The organism is Paenibacillus sp. YAE3, assembly GCF_057546105.1.
On sequence record NZ_BAAIYF010000006.1, the window covers coordinates 293,619 to 314,270 of the forward strand.

At 54.0% G+C, this 20,652-nt stretch carries 18 protein-coding genes; 3 read left to right on the forward strand and 15 right to left on the reverse strand.

Translation table 11 applies throughout. The annotated features are described in order from the left end of the window. Positions 1–14: 14 nt before the first annotated feature. From AC27KL_RS14110 to AC27KL_RS14145, 8 genes are all read right to left on the reverse strand, one after another. A complete protein-coding gene (locus tag AC27KL_RS14110; RefSeq protein ID WP_487170092.1) occupies positions 15–761 on the reverse strand; it encodes a hypothetical protein in 747 nt (248 codons plus the stop codon). Then, a complete protein-coding gene (locus tag AC27KL_RS14115; RefSeq protein WP_487170093.1) occupies positions 758–1,456 on the reverse strand; it encodes an ABC transporter ATP-binding protein in 699 nt (232 codons plus the stop codon). Before AC27KL_RS14115 ends, AC27KL_RS14110 begins: the two co-directional genes overlap by 4 nt. Beyond that, a complete protein-coding gene (locus tag AC27KL_RS14120; RefSeq protein ID WP_487170094.1) occupies positions 1,434–1,850 on the reverse strand; it encodes a GntR family transcriptional regulator in 417 nt (138 codons plus the stop codon). Before AC27KL_RS14120 ends, AC27KL_RS14115 begins: the two co-directional genes overlap by 23 nt. Positions 1,851–1,893: 43 nt before the next feature. Then, positions 1,894–2,643 (reverse strand): ABC transporter permease, encoded by a 750-nt coding sequence (locus AC27KL_RS14125; protein ID WP_487170095.1) that lies wholly within the window; start codon positions 2,641–2,643, stop codon positions 1,894–1,896. Next, positions 2,636–3,601: an ABC transporter ATP-binding protein gene (locus AC27KL_RS14130; protein ID WP_487170096.1), complete on the reverse strand. Its 966-nt coding sequence runs from the start codon at positions 3,599–3,601 to the stop codon at positions 2,636–2,638. Before AC27KL_RS14130 ends, AC27KL_RS14125 begins: the two co-directional genes overlap by 8 nt. A 141-nt stretch (positions 3,602–3,742) precedes the next feature. Then, entirely contained in the window at positions 3,743–5,917 is a 2,175-nt protein-coding gene (locus AC27KL_RS14135) for a CAP and S-layer homology domain-containing protein (protein ID WP_487170097.1), read from the reverse strand. A gap of 209 nt (positions 5,918–6,126) precedes the next feature. After that, complete coding sequence (locus tag AC27KL_RS14140; RefSeq protein ID WP_339323707.1) at positions 6,127–7,458, reverse strand: arsenic transporter; 1,332 nt, start codon at positions 7,456–7,458, stop codon at positions 6,127–6,129. 381 nt (positions 7,459–7,839) lie between these two features. Beyond that, positions 7,840–8,757 carry an AraC family transcriptional regulator gene (locus tag AC27KL_RS14145; protein WP_487170098.1) on the reverse strand — a complete coding sequence of 306 codons (918 nt, stop codon included), beginning with the start codon at positions 8,755–8,757 and terminating at the stop codon, positions 7,840–7,842. Positions 8,758–8,868: 111 nt separating this feature from the next. Between AC27KL_RS14145 and AC27KL_RS14150 the strand changes: the two genes are divergently transcribed. From AC27KL_RS14150 to AC27KL_RS14160, 3 genes are all read left to right on the forward strand, one after another. After that, positions 8,869–9,810 (forward strand): DMT family transporter, encoded by a 942-nt coding sequence (locus AC27KL_RS14150; protein WP_487170099.1) that lies wholly within the window; start codon positions 8,869–8,871, stop codon positions 9,808–9,810. Between the two features lie 344 nt (positions 9,811–10,154). Continuing rightward, positions 10,155–11,015, forward strand: coding sequence for a helix-turn-helix transcriptional regulator (locus tag AC27KL_RS14155; protein WP_487170100.1), 861 nt, complete (start codon positions 10,155–10,157; stop codon positions 11,013–11,015). Between the two features lie 102 nt (positions 11,016–11,117). Continuing rightward, on the forward strand, positions 11,118–12,503 hold the full coding sequence (locus tag AC27KL_RS14160; protein WP_487170101.1) for an ADP-ribosylglycohydrolase family protein: 1,386 nt from the start codon (positions 11,118–11,120) through the stop codon (positions 12,501–12,503). Between the two features lie 162 nt (positions 12,504–12,665). On the opposite strand, the gene gntK is transcribed toward AC27KL_RS14160, so the two are convergent. The 7 genes from gntK to AC27KL_RS14195 all read right to left on the reverse strand — a co-directional run bounded on the left by gntK (position 12,666) and on the right by AC27KL_RS14195 (position 20,621). Then, positions 12,666–14,204 (reverse strand): gluconokinase, encoded by a 1,539-nt coding sequence (gene gntK / locus AC27KL_RS14165; protein WP_487170102.1) that lies wholly within the window; start codon positions 14,202–14,204, stop codon positions 12,666–12,668. Positions 14,205–14,249: 45 nt separating this feature from the next. Next, positions 14,250–15,611 (reverse strand): GntP family permease, encoded by a 1,362-nt coding sequence (locus tag AC27KL_RS14170; protein WP_487170103.1) that lies wholly within the window; start codon positions 15,609–15,611, stop codon positions 14,250–14,252. A 155-nt stretch (positions 15,612–15,766) separates the two neighbouring features. Continuing rightward, on the reverse strand, positions 15,767–16,450 hold the full coding sequence (locus tag AC27KL_RS14175; RefSeq protein WP_036712253.1) for a GntR family transcriptional regulator: 684 nt from the start codon (positions 16,448–16,450) through the stop codon (positions 15,767–15,769). Positions 16,451–16,966: 516 nt separating this feature from the next. Next, a complete protein-coding gene (locus tag AC27KL_RS14180; RefSeq protein WP_487170104.1) occupies positions 16,967–17,770 on the reverse strand; it encodes an ABC transporter ATP-binding protein in 804 nt (267 codons plus the stop codon). Then, on the reverse strand, positions 17,757–18,767 hold the full coding sequence (locus AC27KL_RS14185) for an ABC transporter ATP-binding protein (protein WP_339323699.1): 1,011 nt from the start codon (positions 18,765–18,767) through the stop codon (positions 17,757–17,759). Before AC27KL_RS14185 ends, AC27KL_RS14180 begins: the two co-directional genes overlap by 14 nt. 5 nt (positions 18,768–18,772) lie before the next feature. Further along, a complete protein-coding gene (locus tag AC27KL_RS14190) occupies positions 18,773–19,609 on the reverse strand; it encodes an ABC transporter permease (protein ID WP_339323698.1) in 837 nt (278 codons plus the stop codon). 1 nt (position 19,610) lies between these two features. After that, a complete protein-coding gene (locus tag AC27KL_RS14195) occupies positions 19,611–20,621 on the reverse strand; it encodes an ABC transporter permease (protein WP_339323697.1) in 1,011 nt (336 codons plus the stop codon). Between the last annotated feature and the right edge of the window lie 31 nt (positions 20,622–20,652).

Consider the following 20,652-nt stretch of genomic DNA (forward strand, 5'->3'; position numbering starts at 1 on the left):
CTGACAATATGGGGTTATCTCGCTTCGATGCGCTTTTCCACGCACCACTTGATGACAAACAGAAACGCGATGCTAAGCAGCAGCTCGAAAACGAACGATCCCAGCCAGTTCCATCCGGCCATGGCGGTCAGCGAATCATGCGTAATCGTGCCGGTTCCGTTTTCGTAATGGAAAGTCACCAGATTGAACGCCTGCGTGGAATCCTGGCCGAACAGCAGGTTTTCCAGCCAGTCCATGACGGCCGACAGGATCATGAACAGCAGCAGGCCGACCCAAAACGCGCCTTTTTTCGTGATGCTGCGGGCCAGCGCAATCACGACGTAAAACAACAAAAACCCGTAAACGGTCGTAATCACGGTCTCCAGCGCCAATCCGATCCACACGTATACGGGAAGATGAAGCGCATCTCCCCAAAAAGACGTATCGAAGCGGCCCAGAAAATACATTCCCGCCCCGGCAGCGATCACCATGACTGCGAGCGTGTTCAGGATGGCGTAGACAAGGGACGCCCAAACGTAAGAGAGGGTGTTTACCGGCAATAGCCTGCGGCTCACCGATTTGATGTTGTAGTCGAACACCCTCAGGTTGTTGATCGTGAAAATAACGGCGGCCGCAAAGTTGGCGACGATGATGACGCCCAGTTTAACCTCCAGCATCGCGGGAGACAAGATCATTCCTAGCTCGCATAAAATCAGCACGGCGCAGACGGCCAGCAGCAAATTCGCGTTCCGTCTCAGGTCGTATTTGAGCAGCTTCATCATTCGCCGAACACCTCTTTGAACATGTCGTCCACGCTCCTTCCATGCTTCATGCGGATGTTTTCCACTTCCTCATGCAGCACGATGCGGCCGTCCCGCAAAAACATCACTTCATCGAAAATCCGTTCCATGTCCCGCACCAAATGGGTGGAGATGATCAGGCTGCTGTCTTCGCGGTAAAAACGGACGATCGCGTCCAAAATTTTGCCGCGGGCCACCGGATCGACACCGCCGATCGGCTCATCCAGCAAATACAGGCTGACGTTCCGGGAGAGGGCCAGCGTCAGCTGCAGCCGTTCGTTCATCCCTTTGGATAGGATGCTAACGCCGCTTTTCTCGTCCAGTTTCATGAAATCGAGCATCTCGCGGGCCTTTTCTATATCAAAATCGGCGTAAAAATCGTGGTAAAAGGCAATCGCATCCTTCACCTTCATCCAACGTTCGGTCATCGGGCGGTCCGGCATGTAGGAAATGAGGTTTTTCGTTTCCCTGCCTGCCGTTTTGCCCATTACCGAGATGTCGCCGGCCGCGGCCGGGGTCAGCCCCGCAATAATTTGCATCAGCGTGCTTTTGCCGCTGCCGTTCGAACCGAGAAGCCCGACCAGCCTGCCGGGGCCGATGTCGAAGCTGACGCCGTCCAGCACCTGCTTTTTGCCGTAAGTTTTCGATATGCCGTTAACCTTCAGAAGCGCGTCCATCCGGATGCTCCTCCTTCCGGTCCTTGCCGCCTTCGGCCGCCACGGCCTCTTTCACGATCGTCACGATGTCCTGATTTTTGAACCCCAGCTCCTGCATGCCATGGATGAATTGGTGAAGCAGTTCTCCGGCCATTTCCTTTTTGATCGCCATAATTTTGGATTCCTCGCTTGTCACATATCTTCCCAGACCCCGTTTCGTCTCAACGACCTCCTCGCGCTCGAGTTCCTGAAACGTCCGCTGAATCGTGTTGGGGTTGATTTGCAAATCCGCCGCCAGCTCCCTTACCGACGGAATTTTGTCGCCGGGCTGGAGCAGGCCGGATACGATCTGTCTTTTGATGTGGTTCATGATCTGAAGATAGATCGGCAAATTGTTGTCGAATTCGATGCTCAAGTGGACAGACTCCTTTCGCCGTCAGCTTAGCTCCTATGCCGCATCAGGCTATATCACGTCTCTTAAACGTAACAAAGCTGGCGCCAAGAAACAAGACCATATATACCGCCAGTACCGCGATGGAAAAAGGAAGCGTCATCCCTTCGATCGGCGGCTGCCCTCCGTGGCTGTACACCGACAGATCGGTGTTCGGGAACAGCACGTATTTGTAAAAGCTTTTCGGAATCGTCAGGCTGCCGAGCACGACCGCCGCCATGCTGACGCCCATCGCCGCGCCCGTAGAACGGGTGAGCACGCCCATCATGAAACCCAGCGTCACGTAAACGATGCTGTACACCAAAGCGCTCCCGCCCGCGATCCATAGATCCCGCCAAGCACCGGCAGAAGCTTCCATTCCGAAAAACGCCGCGCCGGAAGCGAATCCGACCGCTATCAGCCAAACGAAAAGCGATAGCGTAAAGAGCAGCGCCGCTGCATATTTGGAAGCAAGCACTTTCATGCGGCTTTGGCCGCGGATCAGCAGAAATTTGATCGTGCCGAGGTTATGCTCGCTTGCCACCAATCCTGCAGTGAAAATGACGGCCAGCATAGCGGCAAATTGGCCGAATCCGCTCGTCGAGGCCATCATGGCCGTATATTCGAATGCGGAGCCGATCATATCCCCGCCCCAGCGTTTGAAGGCCCAGGCCAGCCCGGCAAGAGCAACGGCGATGATGGCGTAAGGAATAAAAAAGCTGCGTTTTTTGGACATTTTCAGCCACTCGTTGATGACAAGCCGATTAAAACTAAGCAATGCGGTTTCCTCCCGTCCATTTCAAAAATTCGTCTTCGAGCGACTGCTTCAGCTCCGTAATCTGGTAAATCGGAACCCCGGCGGCGCCGAGCGCGGTAACCATGTCCGGAATATCTTTGTAGCGAAGCGCCACCAGCAGTTCGCTTTGGTCCTCCGCCACCTGCAAAATCTCGGCATGCTCCTGGCTTCCCAGCACTTGCTTCGCTTCCTCGAAACGCCCGACCCGGAACATGACGCGCACGAAATTTTTCTCTTCCGGCCCAGATCCGCCGCTTTCGCCCACGGTGCGTACCGTCACGAGCTTCCCGTCCTGAATGACGACGACCCGGCTGCACAGCTGTTCCATCTCCAGCAGCAAATGGCTGGACACCAGGATCGAAATGCCTTCCTCGCGGGCGATCGTTTTCAGGTAATCGCGCATTTCGCGGATGCCGGCCGGATCCAGGCCGTTCGTCGGCTCATCCAGAATGAGGACCGACGGCTCGTGCAGCAGCGCCTGCGCGATGCCCAGACGTTGGCGCATCCCAAGCGAATAAGCTTTCACTTTCTTTTTCATCGCCTGTTCGAGTCCCACCAGCCGGACAACTTCATCGATCCGCTCGTTGCTGATCCATTCGTTCATCCGCTGATATTGCTTCAGATTGTCGTAGCCCGTCATGTAAGGGTAAAATTCCGGGTTCTCGATAATGGCCCCGATATGGCGGATCGCCTTCTTCCACTCATGCCGGATGCTGCTGCCGCGGACGAACACGTCTCCTTCGGTCATCCGGATCAGCCCGGCAATCATCCGGATGGTCGTCGTTTTCCCGGCTCCGTTCGGGCCGAGCAGCCCGACGATTTCGCCCTCGTGGACGTCGAACGTCAGCTGATCGACGATTTTTTTGCTTCCGATTTTTTTGGACACGCCTCTTAGCGAAAGCACGGCGGCATCCCCATGTATAGGTTGAGATTGGGTCACGTTCACATCTCCTTTGTATTAGTGTTATAGTTAGATAGTACACTAGAACAATGGTGATGTAAAGCCCGAATTGAATCCGGCAAAACATACGGAAAAGCCGCCCCCTTGTTTCAAGGAGCGGCTTTTCCAAACATGCAGCCATTATTTATATTGGTTCACGTTCAAGCTTCCGGCAGCGACATCGATCCAATAATAAGCCTCGGGCGTAACCAGGTACAGGTTTAAGGCATCCTCGTTATACGGTCCCGCGGTAGCCAGGTGGAAAACACCGTCCTTGTCGAGCGTAACGTGAAGGTCCTCGATCTGCTGCGGCCGGTCTCCCCCGGTCTGCACCATGATTTTCAACGTTTCCCCCGCGTGGCCCGCAAACTTTCCGTCAAGCGCAAGCGTACGGTCGGCACGGAAATCCGCGACGAACATGTAGTCCTCCAACCGATCCGGCTTACGGTACACTTCCCGTTTCGGCAGCGGCGGCAGCACGGTTGACGGCGTTACGGACGCCGGTCTGCCGCGAAGCTCTTTCAGCTTCGGCCGCAAATACTGCAGCAGCTCCGCCGCCTCCCCCCGCGTAAGTTCCTCGCTTCCCTTGAAGCCATCCAGCGAGCGTTCCGTGACGCCCTTTACATAGTCGAGCGCAAGGACGTACCAGACCGCTTGGCTTTCCGGGTAGTTCACCCCATCCGCCGCAGCAATGATTTCGGCCGCTTTTTGACGTGTAATCGCCAAGTCCCTTGCGGTTTTGTTAGCGATTCCGGCAAGCGGAATGTTCCGCTCGGCCGCGGCTTTATAAGCTCCGTCCGCCCAATGCGTTTTTTTTGCAGGCGCATAAGCTTCATCATCGACTCGGTACATGCGAAGCAGCGCCGTCCAGAATTCGGCCTCCGTTACCGCCGCATCGGGCCGAAACTGATTGCGGTCCGATGCGGTCATCACTCCCGACCGAAGGGCCCATTCGATCGCGGACCGGCCCGTGTGCCCGGCGATATCCGTTATCGCGGCGGGATTCGTTCCCGGATATTCCTTTAGCTTGAGCTTCGGCAGCACTTTGACCTTGATCCGGTTTTGAACGCTCCCCGATGTCAGCGTTACCGTATAATCGCCGGGTTTAACGCCTTTTAACATGCCCTCCGGCGAGACGGCCAGCCCTTTGGGCTCGCTGCTAACGTAGCCGACTCCGGTTTGGAGCGGTTCCGTCACCCCGTCGTCATACATCCCCTCGGCTTCGATCGGCAGTTCCCCGCCTTCATTGAGAACAAGCTCGGGATATCGGGATTGGACGAAGACCAATTGATGTCCTTTTCCGGTGGTAAAAGACCATGTCTTTTGCAACTTCCCGGACGTTCCTTTCATCTGATAGGAAAGCGATATTTTGTATGTATGATTGCCTTTCAGAATCTGTTTGGGATACAGGAACAACGTATCCCCGCCGTAAAGCTCCTCATAATACGGCACCGCCGCGCCGCTTTCGTCCGCGATTTGCGCTTCATGCCAAACCATATCCCGTTCCGTCGTAGCCGAAATGATGTAACCGGAATGATCCACGTTAAATTGGCTCAACGGGTTCGGAGATTCAAGACCGTAAAAACCGACCCCGACGTTCGTCATGCCGTCATAGGGATAAACCGAGATGCCTCCTTGGATCGGACCAGGCTCCGAAAAACCGGCAAAATCGGCCACGGCCGTTCCGTCCGCCAAACCGAAGCCGACTTCCCTGTATTTCGGGCTCAGAATGATTTTGCGGTGATAGGCGGTGTCCAGCCAGCCGTCGATCGCATCCTTGCTGCTCGCCTGCTTGTAATGCATGACCTCCCCGGTGGAATACCCCTTCGAACCAAACGTCCAGCCGGCGGCTTTCAACCGGTCCGTTACGGTTGCTCCCGTATACCCGGGCATCCCTTTGGTTTCGTTATGGGCGCCCTCGGTTTTCTTCCCGTGATTCGCGTTGTAATACGCCGCATGAAGGCTTGCCGCCTTGAATATCAGGCCGTTAAGCTGCAACGGCTGCAGTCCGGCCTTCGCCCGGACGCTGTTCAAATGGGAGAGCGCCTCGCTTTGATCTTGGTCCGTCCCTGCCGATAGCACCTGCGCAGCAAACGCCGGCGTCGCTATCGTCCCGGTTCCCAGCAGCAGCCCGGCGGCAACGAACGGCATGATCGCCCATTTGCGGAGCCCTCCGTTTCGTGCGCGCGTTCCCTGTCGGGCGTTTCTCTTCGGCACTCCATCGTCCCGTAAGGACGACTGCCCGCTTTTTTTCATACTCATCGAATAATCTTCCTTCCTTTCCTTCGGATGTTCTCTATATTCGACAAAATCCATCACTTTCCTCCCAAACCAAAACGGGACTTCCGGCCCTATAGCGCCTGAAGTCCCGTTTTTTTGCCGATTCGTCACGGATGGTCCCGTGCCTGAAACAGAAATTTGCCTATTCCTTTTCGGCCGTACCGGCATAGATTATGCTATATATCCATCATCTCTATTATGGACCTGCCCGAAAACGTAGGTCCTTTTTCGTCTCTCTGATATTATCAAAAAATCCAGCTGACCCAATACGAAAGGACGATGAGCGTAAACAACACGGTGACGGGGATCGCAACGGCTGTCACCTTCAGGTATTGGCCCCAACCGATCTTAACGCCGCCTTTGCGCACGATATGCAGCCACATCAAGGTTGCGAGCGTGCCGATCGGCAGCAGCAGGGAACCGATATCGCTTCCGATGACGCTGGCCAAGTATGATATTTTTAACGTGAGCGGGTCAAGCCCCATATTCGTCAAAGTGATCGTCCCGACCATCAATGCCGGATGATTGTTGAATATGTTGGATAAAACGCTGAGCAGGCCGCCCATCAGCACGCTGGCGTACAGCAGGCTTCCCGACACGAGCGGCTGCAGCATCCGGATCAGCCATTCCGTCAGACCGATATTGTTCAAGCCGTAGATGATGACGTACATGCTGAAGGCGAAGACAAGAATGTACCACGGCGTTTTTTTCAGCATGTCGGTAGGGGGGATTTTAAGGCGGTACCAGCGCCAGGCGAGCAAAAACGCAGAACCGATGACGGCCATCAAGGATACCGGGAAGTGAACGAAGGAAGCGACGAACAAACTGATGCGGACGCAGAAAACGAAAATCAAAATATTTCTCATGAATTTGGTGCGGTCTTCCTGCTGAAGCGGCTGCTGCAGCGGATGCTGCCCGGGTTTTAAGATCCATTTCGGTTGGGAAGGAATCCTTTTCGGCAGGGTCCGGTAAAAGATGAGAAACAGGATGACGGTGAGCAGGAGGAGGCCGAGCGTTGCGGGGACGAACATCATGGCCGTATGCATGTACAAATCCATGTTCACGATTTTGAGCGCGATCAGGTTAACGATGTTGCTGACGCCGATCGGAGCGCTGGAAGCGGTGGCTATAAGGGCGCCCGAGATTAGGTAGGGTATTTTTTGATGGTTTTTGAGCCCGATGTTTTTCAGCATCATCAGCAGGATCGGCGTCGTGATCAAAATGCTGCCGTCATTGTTCACGAACAGCGTCATCAAAAAACAGAACAAGTTCGTCAGCCAAAACAGCCGGATTCCGGAGCCTTTGGCCTGCCTGGTGAGCAGCTCCGTCGCCCAATGGAAAAAACCGAAGCTTTCCAGAACGATGGCCATGACGATGGTCGCCATGATCGTGACCGCCGCGCCGCTGATCGTCTCCGTGATATTCCCCAGGTCGGCCAGCGTGACGCTGCCGCTGATCAGAACCAAGGCCGCGCCGATCGTTGCCGGAATCGCTTCGTTGACTTGGGGACGCCAAAAGATAAAACCGATGGTGAACAAGAAGGAACAGACCGTAATCAACACCATGAAATCATGCATGTTAAACCCTCATCTCTAACTAAAAAAATGTTATTTCCAGTGCACAACTCTCCTTTGCTTCGAAATCTGGAATCTCGTTTTCTATTAAAACTCCATCCGCCCCCCCTCCTTAGGTTTCGTTCAAATGGATGTCACTGGTGATACTGTATGTATACGTGAAGTAAACGAGCTTCGACATGGCCAACGCCACGGTTCTCTCAAAATCTACTAATGTCAATCATCGGCATTCGGCCCGGGACGGCATAGGCCGATCCGGGCGGATTGCCCTGAAAAATTGCTATTTTCCAAGCGTATTTGCGAGAATGGGAGCAGATGACCCGAATAAACGTTACACGCAAAAAAAGACCTCAGCCGTTTGGCTGAAGCCTTTCGTTTCGCCGATCATGAATTGATGTTTGCCGGTCCCAGCTTTCCACCATCCATTTTTAATTTTTTGTAGGCTAACGGGGTGACCTTCTTCAACTTCCTGAATCTTTCGATAAAATAACTCGTGCTGTTAAATCCGACCTTATAGGCGACTTCCGTCACGTTGGATTCCGTTTGCTGCAGCAAGACTAAGCTTTTTTGAATCCTGTAATCGATCACGTAATTCAGCGGAGTCGTATTTAACATTCGTTTGAAATACCGGCAGCATTCCGAACGGCTCAATCGGCCGGCTCTTGCGATCTCATCCAATGTGACTTTTTCGGCGTAATGCGTATCGATCCAGCATAACATTTCCTTCATCCGCCGATTCTTTGCCGCTTCCATCGGGTCGTGCTCGAGTTGAAAGCCGTTCATGACAAGGTTTTTCCAAATGAGCGCCAGATTTAGCGACATATCGATTTCAAAGTAAGGCGGCTTTTGTTGAAGCCATTGATGAATGTTCCATACGGCATCCAAAATGTTTTTTCCCCAAGGCTTATCGGACTCAATATATAAGTGGGGCAAATTCGTCGCTTGAATATAAGGGGCTACATATGTGGCGTAAAGCTCTGGCGATACGACGAAATCGGGGGACACATTCAAACAGATATAGACGCAGCCCGATTCATTCAGCTCCTCCGCCATGTGCAGGCAGCCGCTATTGATAAAGAGCCCGTCGCCTTGTCGAACGACCAATTTCTCTTCGTTGATTTGAAAGCTTGCTTCCCCTTGGACCATCCGGACAAATTGAAGTTCATCGTGCCAATGAAGCGGAATATATCCGTGTATATTTTGATGGATCGTCGTTTCGTAACAGGCAACCGGCAATACGACCGTCCGATGCTCGGTGAGTTCCTTTAAGTTTTGGCCAATCTTGAAATTTTTGATCTGCAAACGACCACTACCTCAATATATTTATATTTTTTCATTCAATATCGATATATTTAAACAGACTTTCCACCTATTATAACACTATCATTATATTTAAGGTGGAGAATCCCGTTCATGGACAAATCATCAGGAAAAAAAGGATTGTTTCTCGTGACCACGGGAGCGGTATTTTGGGGGATCAGCGGCACCGTTTCCCAAAAGCTTTTCCAACAAACGGCCGTCGATATCGATTGGCTTGTAACGACGCGTTTGCTCATCGCCGGCGTGCTGCTTTTGGCCGTTCAATGGTTGGCGAAAGACCGCTCGCAACTATTTGTCGTATGGAAAAATAAAAAGACGGCCCTCCAGCTCGTTGCCTTCGGATTGCTGGGCATGCTTGCGGTTCAATATACGTATATGGCATCGATTAAATACGGCAATGCTGCGGTCGCCACGCTGCTGCAATATTTAGCGCCGGTCATGATTATTATCTATTTAGTTCTGCGAAAACAAACGGTTTTCACGCGAAAGGATTTGCTGACCGTCCTCCTCGCTTTAGCCGGCTGTTTTTTCTTGTTGACCGACGGCTCCGTTTCCCGATTATCCGTGCCGGCTCCCGCCGTCTTTTGGGGTGTTTTGTCGGGAGCGGCGCTGGCTTTTTATACCTTATACGCAGGTCCTCTTTTGAAGCAATACGATTCCCTCGTCATTGTCGGCTGGGCGATGGTCATCGGCGGTTTGGGATTAAGCGTCATTCATCCCCCTTGGCAAATCGACTTTAAAAGCTTGACGCCGGAAGCCTATGTATACCTGGTATTCGTGATCCTCTTCGGCACCATGATCGCCTTTTGGTTTTATATCGAAAGCCTGCAAAGCCTGTCGCCCAAAGAAACAAGCCTGCTAGGCAGTTTGGAACCGCTGGCTGCGGTTTTAACGACCGTGTTTTGGCTGAAAGAGCCCTTTGGACGTTTCCAATGGCTGGGGGCGGCATGCATCATTGGACTGATTTTGGTTTTGGCATGGGATAAAAAGCCGGCCTCAACTAACCAAACGAAAAGAGCTCAGCAGAAGCGCTAGCTAGTTGACCGCGAACGAATCCCTCCGGATCAGCAAAAAATGCCCCTTGCCTCGTAGGCAAGGGGCACAAACGCCATGTCTCCTGCGTTAGTCCAGTTTTTGGGCTATATCGCTGCTTCACGGCAGCATTCCGGATCCTCTCGTCTTGTTCTTCCGCGAAGAGACGGATCGTTTCGCCGTTTCCCTGCGCCCAGTAATTCGGGAAGATAAGGCGGAATGCAAGAAGCTTGAGGCTGAGTGGAAAATGCTTCAAAATGTATATATGTAAGTTAAAACGGGAGAGGAAAGACACCACCCGTTCAGTGGTTACTGGAAAGCGATCCCGTCAGGAGGCATAGGTCCCGATGAAACTTCATATCACGTACGACAACCCCATTCCCATCAATGCTTTCGAATGGACGCCCGCGGCGCACAGGCAGCCGCCCCATGTGCATGAAAGCCTGGAAATCGGCCTTTGCTTGTCGGGCAAGGGCCTCTTTTTCTTCGGCCATAAACGGTATGAGGCCGGCCCCGGCGATTTGTTTCTGGTCAATAGTGAGGAACCGCACATCGCCCAAGCGGACCCGGCGGACCCGAGCCGATATCTTTTCATTAATTTTGATGCCGCGTTGCTGCTGCAGGAAGAACCCGGCTTGCTGCTTCCTTTTTCTTACCGCGCGGCGCATTTTTGCAATCATATCCCCGGCGGATCGGCGCTTGCGCGGCAGCTTGCCCCCTGGATGCTGGCCATCGCGGAAGAATTGCGGGAGAAAGCCCCTGGCTATCCGGCGATGGCAAAAAGCGCGCTGATTCAGCTATGCGGCCGCCTTCTGCGCCATTATAACGACCGGCTTACGGATGAGGAACGAAGCGGCATGGTTCAGTCTGCGCGCCATGCGCAAGCGCTGGCCGCTTTGGTTGAGCAGCGCCATCGCGAACCGATCAGCCTGAAGGAACTGGCCGATGAACTCGGGCTGAGCGTCTCTCGCGTAAGCCGGGCATTCCTGGAAGCGACGGGTTATCGCTTTTCGGAATATGTGTCGCTGCTGCGCGTTCAGACGGCCAAACGGGATTTGGCCGGCACGGACAAATCCGTCGCCGAGATCGCATTCGACTGCGGCTTTCAAAGCTTGGCAACCTTTTACCGGATTTTCAACGAAAAGGTCGGCATGTCCCCGAATGCTTACCGGCAATCGGGGGGAAACTTTTCCGCTAGCAAAAAATGAGAGGGTCGCCTGCACAATTTGAGAAGTCACGGCTTCCGGATGCAAGTTATAATGAGTGCAAAATTCGATTTGGCTGGACGCCAATGAAGGGGGAGCACGCCCATGACGAAGTGGCATGGATTACGGGAATTGGTCTTGGCGGAAATAACGCAGCGCCGGGAAGAGGGATGCGACGTCGCAGGTTTCCGGGAGCATCTTGACGCCGCCGGCACCGATGAAACGCGGTTGATGGATGTCTACCGCGAGCTCGCGAAATTAGAACCAAGCACGGATTTTAAATATGATGAGCCGAACGATCTGGAATCGATTCGGAACGAACGCCCGACAGGCCCACGAATGCTTGCCGCCAACAGGGACGAAGATAAGTGGCAGGACAAGTTTTACGGGGCTTGGCTCGGCCGGGCCGTTGGGTGCGCTCTAGGCAAGCCGCTGGAGGCTCCCGCCTTTATGAGCGGGTCGGACGGCAAACCGGGATGGCATAACGTCAAGCTGTGGTTTGAAGGCGCCGGACAGTGGCCGATCCGCCACTACACGCCGAGCGATTCGGCAGCCAAAGCGGAGTACGGCATCGATATCGCCCGCTGGAGCAGCCTGGCCAGCTGCGGCGACAATATCCGTTTCATGGAAACCGATGACGACATTCGTTATACGGTGCTTGGCCTGCTTATGCTTGAGCAGCGCGGTCTGGATTTTAATTCATGGGACGTCGGCAAGCTGTGGCACCGGCATTTGACGTTTGGTCAGGTGTTCACGGCCGAAGCGCAATCCTACTTGAATTTTGCCCGCGTCACTTCGTATATTAACGGAGAGCAGCCGGAGGATTGGGAAAAACATATCCGCTGGTGTCGTTCCTATTTGAATCCGTTCCGCGAATGGATCGGCGCCCAGATCCGTGTCGACGGCTATGCTTACGGGGCCGCCGGCCGGCCCGAGCTTGCGGCTGAGCTGGCTTGGAGGGATGCCTCCTTCTCCCATGAGAAGAACGGTATTTATGGCGCGATGTTCTGTTCGGCTATGATAGCTGCCGCATTCGTAGAGAACGACGTGAAACGGATCATTGAGATCGGATTAAGCGAAATTCCGAAAAACTGCCGTTTGGCGGAAGATGTGGCCTTGGCGGTACAGATCGCAGCGGAAACGGAAGACACCTTGGAGCTGGTCGCCAAAATATGGGAGTCCTTCAAGCACTATCACGCCGTTCATACCAACAATAATGCAGCCTTATGCGCGGCGGCGCTCATCCATTCCGGCGGCGATTTCGAAAAGGGGATCACGACCGCCGTGCTTGGCGGCTGGGATACGGATTGCAACGGCGCGACAGTCGGCTCCATTCTTGGCGCATCGCTTGGAGCCGCAGCGCTGCCCGAATCGTGGACCGCGCCGCTGAACGATACGTTGTATGCGGACGTCAGCGGCTTCCACCCGATCGCCATCTCGGAATGCGCCCGCAGAAGCTACGACGTTTTTCGGAAAATTCAAGCAGAATAAAAGGCCCGCTTTTCCTTAAACCGGCTTCAACAGGTTAAGTCCCTTCCCCTACAAAGGATCCGGAACGCCGGGCGCCATGTAGCGTATTTATTTTACTGCGCCTCCTAAAATAAAACCCCCGTATGACCCATGTCATACGGGGGTTCAATGCGTGCGCCCGAACTAGAACAATTGCCGCTGGAATTCGGCGATGGCTTTATACTCTTCTTCCAGGTTCCGCGAAATTTTAATGAAAATCGGCAGCAGCCGGTGGTAAATTTGCGCGTGTTCCTTGATCGGCTTATGCTGGTGGGTGGACCCGATCATGCCGGAAACGATGTCCAGCGTATCGGTTTTGCCGAGCGCGTACAGGCCAAGGACCACGGCGCCGAGGCAGGAGCTTTCGTAGCTTTCGGGAATGACGACTTCCTGATCGAAAATGTCTGCCATCATTTGGCGCCAGAGCGGGGAACGCGAAAATCCGCCGGTGGCGTGGATTTTGGTCGGACGCCCGATGATTTCCTCCATCGCCAGCAGCACCGTGTACATATTGAATATAACGCCTTCCAGCACGGCGCGGATCATGTGCTCCTTGCGGTGATGCATCGTCAGCCCGAAAAACGAGCCGCGCGCGTCCGGGTTCCACAGCGGCGCCCTTTCGCCCGTTAAGTACGGATGGAACAACACCCCGTCCGCCCCCGGCTTCACCTGCTCCGCGATCCGGGTCAGCAGGTCGTACGAATCAAGGCCGAGGCGTTTCGCCGTCTCCACTTCGGAGGCGGCAAACTCGTCCCGTACCCATTTGAACAGCATGCCTCCGTTGTTGACCGGTCCTCCGATGACCCACTTCTTGTCGGTCAACGCGTAACAGAAAATGCGGCCCTTCGGATCGGTCACGGGCCGGTCCACGACGGTGCGGATCGCGCCGCTTGTGCCGATCGTCGCCGCGACGACACCCGGCTGGGTGGCATCGACGCCGAGATTCGACAGCACGCCGTCGCTTGCTCCCACGATAAAAGGAGTGGAGGCCAAAAGCCCCATCTCCTCGGCGTAAACGGGATTCAGCCCCGAGACGGCATGGGTCGTCGGAACGGGAACGGAAAGATTGTCCGGCTTGACGCCGGCAAGCTCCAGCGCCTCCTTGTCCCAATCGAGCTGCTCCAAATTGAACATGCCGGTCGAAGAAGCGATCGAATAATCGATGATGTACTGGTTGAACAGCTTCGCGAAGACATATTCCTTGATCGAAATGAATTTGTCCGCTTTGTTATAGATATCAGGTTCGTCATGACGCAGCCAAATCAGCTTCGACAGCGGCGACATCGGATGAATCGGCGTGCCCGTGCGCAAATAAATCTCATGCCCGTTCATGTCCTTTTTCAGCTTCTCCGCCCATTCCGCGCTGCGGTTGTCCGCCCACGTAATGCAGTTCATCAGCGGCTTGCCGTCCGCGCCGACGGGGATTACGCTGTGCATCGCCGAGCTGAAGGACACGAACATGATCTGCTCGGGAGCTGCCCCGCTTTTTTCCATCGCCTGCTTCACCGAATGAATGACGGCGGCGAAAATCAGGTCCGGATCCTGCTCGGCAATCGATGACGTCGGGGTATGGAGCGGATAGCCTTCGCTGCCCTTGGCCACGACCTTGCCGTTCTCCTCGAAAATGACGGCCTTGGTGCTTGTCGTGCCGATATCGATGCCGATCATCATGTTATTGCTCATGCTTTAACCTTCTTTCTTGAATCGATGAAACTTCTTGTTTCATTATTATACAAACATACTGACGACGAGAATGAACGCAAGCCCCGCCACCGACAGCAGCGTTTCCATCACGGTCCATGATTTCAGCGTCTGCGGAACGGACATGTTGAAGAACTCTTTGACCATCCAGAAACCGGCGTCGTTGACATGGGACAGAACGAGGGAACCCGCGCCCGTTGCCAGCGCGACCAGTTCAGGGCTCGCTCCGGGATTCAGTGCCAGCACCGGAGCGACGATGCCTGCGGCCGTCGTCATGGCCACGGTAGCCGAACCGGTCGCCACGCGGATCAACGCCGCTACGAACCATGCGAACAAAATGATGTTGATATTCGCGGACGTGGCGATTTGCGCGATCGCGTCGCCGACGCCGCTGTTAATGAGCACCTGCTTGAACGCGCCGCCTCCGCCGATGATCAAAATGATCGTTGCAGTAGGAGCCAGGCATTCGCTCGTGAATTTGGAAATCTGGTCTTTGGTGAAACCGCGCGAGAAGCCGAGCGAAAAAAAGGAAAAGACGACCGCGATCAAAAGCGCGATCACTTCATGCCCGATAAACTCGCAAAATACGGTTAATCCATGCTTGGCATTCGGATCGATAATGGTGGCGATCGAACCGATCAGCATCAGAATAACAGGAAGCAGGATCGTAAACAAGGTAATGCCGAAGCCCGGCAGCTTGCGCTCGCCGCTGGACGAAAACTGCTCTGCCAGCTCTGCCGGCGGCTCGACCTTGATCCGTTTGCCGATCCATTTGCCGAAAAGAGGTCCTGCCACGATCGCCGACGGAAGGCCGACGATTAAGGAATATAATATGGTTCTACCCAAATCGGCTTTGTATGCATCAATCGCGATCATGGGTGCCGGATGCGGCGGAACCAGACCGTGCACGGTGGAAAGCCCCGCCAAAATCGGAATCCCGATTTGCAGGAGCGACATTTTGGTTTTCCGCGCGACCGTAAACACGATCGGAATGAGCAGAATGACGCCCACCTCAAAAAACACCGGAATCCCGACGATAAAACCGACGATCATCATCGCCCAGTGCACGCGTTTTTCGCCGAAGCGGTTAACGAGCGTCGTGGCGATTTGCTCGGCACCGCCGGACTCGGCCATCATCTTGCCGAGCATCGTGCCGAGGCCGATGACGATGGCGATCGTGCTTAACGTTCCGCCAAGCCCTTTCGTTACCGAGTCGACGATATCAAGCGGTTTCATGCCCGTCAAAAAGCCGAGGATCAGCGCCGACAGCAGCAGCGTAACGAACGGGTTCCACTTGAATTTGGCGATAAATACGATCAAAAACGCAATCGCGACAAGCGTCCAAACGATCAGCGTCCAATTATGGCTCATACCGAAAATACTGGACATCAAGACAACCTACCTTTCTTCACCTGGTTTTTCTGGATGATTTATGAATTCCCTTCAAATTATCATGCCCATTTGCCAGCATTTAATTTAAGTATTGGTATACTTGTCGACAACTTTGAGCGGCAACGTCCGCGTAGGGACATGTGCCGACCGCTTCAGGATGTACGGCCGGGGATGCTGCTGTGAAGCGTTTTCCTGGAATCCGCGAAATATTCCCTGACCACCTGTTCGATGACGTCTCTTTTGCGGGATTCCAAGCCTTTCATGATCGTATAATGTTTGTCGATGACCGAATGCAGCTTTTGTTCGCCTTTCGAAAAAATTTCGTCGGTCGTGAGCAGCATGACGGTCATGACGATCGGCCGGATGCTCTTCCAAAGATGCAAAATCCGGTTGTGGTTCGCGGCCGTAATGATCGTTTCATGAAAGGATAAGTCCTGGTAAGAAAATTCCACGGCGTCGTTATGTTTCATCGCCAGCTCCATTTTGTCCACGATCCGCTGGAGGCAGCCGAGCAAACCGGTCACATCCGATTGGGCCAGCCGCTGCTGAGCGAAGCTTTCAATCAAAAAACGAACGTCGTACAGCTCTTCGACATCCGTTACGTCCAGACCGACCACGACGGCCCCCATGCGCTCAAGCCGGATCAGTCCTTCGCTTGAGAGCGTTTTTAAAGCCTCCCGCACCGGGGAACGGCTTGTGCCGAACTCGGAAGCCACCCAATTTTCCGAAATGGTCTCGCCCGTCTTGATCGTTCCGTTGATGATTCGAAGCCTCAGCTCGCACGCGATGGTTTCCCCAAGGGATGCGTTCTGCAGCCAGGCCGAAGGATACTGCAACATCAGACAACTCTCCTATTTCAAGGATTGTTTATCAATCCCGATTCGTAAGCATACTAATAGGATTTTATCATATCCGCGCAGTGCCGTTCCAACCTTTCGCAGTTTTTCATCCTGAACCGATTTTTCAATATTACAAGTATACTTGTCGACAACTTAAAACCTTTTTTATTTTAAATCAGAACCCGGCATCTGTAAACCTTATTTTGAAAGCGCTTCAAAGCAATGTTTTCCATCTGTTTTGACCATGAAATTTCCTTCCGTTTCTTGATCCGCGCCGGGTTCGGGCTTCGTCCCCCTCCCTTCATGCATGCTTTTAGCTGGAATATTTTAGCCGTCATCAAAAAGAAAGCTGCTAAAAAAAATATTTTACGTTTCGTTTTCATAGCCATTTTCAAGGAATCGATCGCATAAAAACGGAAATGATTCGCAGTCCAGGCAGCCTTTATATGCAGGGATAGAGCCCGGAGATTTCCTCCGGCTCCATCCTTGGTTCGCGCAAAGCCAAGCTCCTTCCTACGACCCCAAATCCCAGGCCGAGTGGATTTTCGGGACGTCGTTGATGAGCTGCCGGGTATACCCGTGCTGCGGATTCAGGATCATGTCCTCGGCGGGGCCGCTTTCGACGATTTTCCCCTTTTCCATAATGTAGATCGTATCGCTTACGTAATAAGCCAGCCCTACGTCATGCGTGATGAAGATGATCGTCATTTCGTTTTCGTCCCGCAGCTTCAGCAGCATATCGAGAATCGTCGAACGGGAGCACGCGTCCACCATGGACGTCGGCTCGTCGGCGATGAGCACCTTCGGGTGCAGCATGAAAATCCGGGCGATCATCAGCCGCTGCATCTGGCCGCCGGACAGCTCGAACGGGTATTTGTTGTGCAGCTCCTCGAATTTGAGATTGACGAAGGAACAGGCTTCCTGCATTTTGCGGTACCGCTCTTCCTTCGTCAGCTTCAGCCCCTGCAGCTTAATGCAATCGAGCAGCAATTTTTCCACCCGGTAAAACAGGTTAAACGACGAAAACGGATCTTGAAAAATCGCCTGGATATCTTTCCAATACCGTTTCCGTTCGGCATGGGACTTCAAACGGCGGGGCTGCCCTTTATACTCGATGATCCCGGAGGATTCCTTCAGAAGGCCCATGATCATTTTGGCCAGCGTCGTTTTGCCGCTTCCGCTTTCGCCCACGATCGAAATGATTTCCCCTTTATGAAAATCGAAATCCACCGCATCCACGGCGGTCGTTTTTTGGCTGCCATAACCGAACACTTTTGTAAGGCCTCTGCCGCGGATCAACAGGTCACGATGGTTCATTCGCATACCACTCCTTCAGCGTTTCCGTTTCAAACAGGCAGCGGTACCAATGGTTCCCGCCCGCGCGAATCGGCACCTTGCCGGTTTTGCATTCGCTTTGCGCAAAGGAGCAGCGTTCCGCAAACCGGCAGCCGGGCGGCACCTGCTTCAGATTCGGCGGAGCGCCGGGAATCGCGGCCAGCTTTTGGCCTTTCATGCCTTCCTCCGGAACGAGGATGGAACCCATCAATTTTTTCGTATACGGATGGACGGGATCAAAAATCATCTGCTCCGCCGTGCCCCGCTCGACGATTTCGCCCGCGTACATGACCATGATTTCGTCCGTGACATGATAAAGCAGCGGCAGCTCATGCGTGATAAAAACGAGCGACCGGATATACTTTTTGTCCAGCAGATCCTTCAGCAGCTTGATGACCGCTTTCTGCGAAGTGACGTCCAGCGCGGAAGTCGGTTCGTCGGCGATCAGCACTTTCGGATTGAGGATGGTGGAAATGGCGATGACCGTCCGCTGCTTCATCCCTCCCGACAGCTCGCTCGGATACGATTTCAGCACCTTTTCCGGCAGATTCAGCGTCTTAAAACGATCTGCCGCCAGCTCCCATACCTGCTTTTTGGACAATTCGGGCCGGTGCTCCTTCATGATGTCTTCGATAAACCGGATGATTCGCAGCGTCGGATTAAGCGCGTTCATCGCCGCCTGCGGGATATAGGCGATTTCGCGCCCGGAAACTTTCGACCTCAGCTGCTCCTTGCTCAGCTTCATAATGTCGTTGCCGGAGATTCGGATGGAACCGCTGCCGTAATGGAGGGGCGGGAAATAAAAGCCCATCAGGCTGAGCGCAAGCGTCGATTTTCCGCAGCCCGATTCTCCCGCGATGCCGAGCGTCTTCCCCTCCTCCAGATTAAAATCGACGCCGTCCACCGCAAACACCTTTTCCTTCAGGCGGGTTTTATAATAGGTCTTCAGGCCGCTGACCTCCAAAATGTTCGTGCTCATACGCCTTAGCTCCTTATTTTCGGATTAAAGATCTCGTCCATGCCCGTGTTCATCATGTAGAGGGAGAACGTAATCAGCGCGATCGATAACGCTGCCGGGATAAACGCCCACCATGCCCCCGCCACCGGCGCCTCGAACACGAGCGCCCAGTTCATGATGATGCCGAGCGAAATGGTGTTGTACGGCCCCAGGCCGAGCATGGAGATCGACGCCTCCGACAGGATGCCCGAGGCGGTTTGCAGCACAAACGCCATGACGACGTACGAAGCGATATACGGGAGAATTTCGAAAACGATGATTTTGGGCGTGCTGTGACCGGATATTTTGGCGATATGGACGTGATCCCGGTTTCGCAGCGACGTGGTTTGCGCCCTGACCGCCCTCGCGGTCCACGGCCAGCTCGTGATGCCGATGATGATTGCGGTCACGAGCGAGCTGCGCGAATTGATGCTGACCGAAATGAGGATCAGAATGACGAATGACGGGATGACGATAAAAATGTTCGTGACGGCGGTCAGCAGGTTATCGAGCATGCCGCCGACGTAGCCGGAAACCAGACCGATGAAAAGGCCGATGACGGTGGCGAACACGCCGGCGATCAGCCCGACGCGGATGGAAGTCCGGATGCCGTACATCAGCTCGAGAAACAAATCGCGCCCGAAATTGTCCGAGCCGAGCCACAGGTTGGCGTCCGGGGGCTGGAAGGCGAGGGCGATCATCTCCAGCGGGTCCTTGCGGTTGATCTGCGGGTAGATCAGCACGAGCGCAAGCATCAGCAGGAACAATACGGCGCCGATCATGAACTTCGGCGATTTCAGAAGAATAGCGAACGAATTTTTCATCTCACTGTTCCTCCATTTGCGAGGCTTTGATTCTCGGGTCGATCAATCCGTAAACCATGTCGATCGTAAAATTGGCGAGCAGCACGGTGATGGCGATCAGCAGCGTGCAGCCGGAGATCAGCGGATAGTCCAATTGGCGGATCGCCGTGAACATCCATGTGCCGAGCCCCGGGTAACTGAACACGATTTCGCAGATCAGGGAGCCGCCGACCATCGTCCCGAGGGACAGAGCCAGTCCCGTAATTTGCGGAAGCATGGCGTTGCGGAACACGTACCTGGCGATTTTCGAATCCCGGATGCCCAGCAGCTTCGCGTACAGCACGTAATCGGCGTTCAGCTCGTAGATGGACATTTCGCGCATCCCGATGGCCTGCCCGCCGATCGTCACGAGCACGATGGACAAAAACGGCAGCGTATGGTGGCGGAGCACCGAGCCGATAAATTCGAAGCTAAGGCTTGGCACCATTTGAAAATCGTACCCGCCGGAAAGCGGAAACCACCCCAGGGTGAGCGCAAACAGGTACAGCATGATGATGGCAAGCGTAAAAAACGGGATCGAGTTGATAAACAAGGCCACCGGAAAAATCGCTTTGTCGAAGACGCCTTTTTTATAAGCGGCTACCGCCCCGAGCACGTTGCCCAAAATCCAGCCGACCAAAATGGCGGGAAGCTGGAGCCCGACCGTCCACGGCACGGCGGAAGCCAAAATGTCGGTCACCTTTTTCGGGTACAGCCCGAAGGAGGTTCCCCAGTCGCCGGTGAACAGGTTTTTGACGTAGATGAGAAACTGCATCCAAATCGGCTTGTCGATCCCGAATTCGGCCATAAACGTCTCATAGACGCGTTTGATCGTATCGCTGTCCGTCATGCCCTGCGACATTTGCGAAACGATCATGCTTACGGGATTGCCTTCGATCATCCGCGGCAGGAAAAAATTCAGCGTGATGGCGATGGCGAGCGTCAGCACGTACCAAAACAGCTTTTTCACGAAATATCTCGAATAGGCGTTCACGAAAAGCTCCCCCCTTCGGACTTGCGCGGCG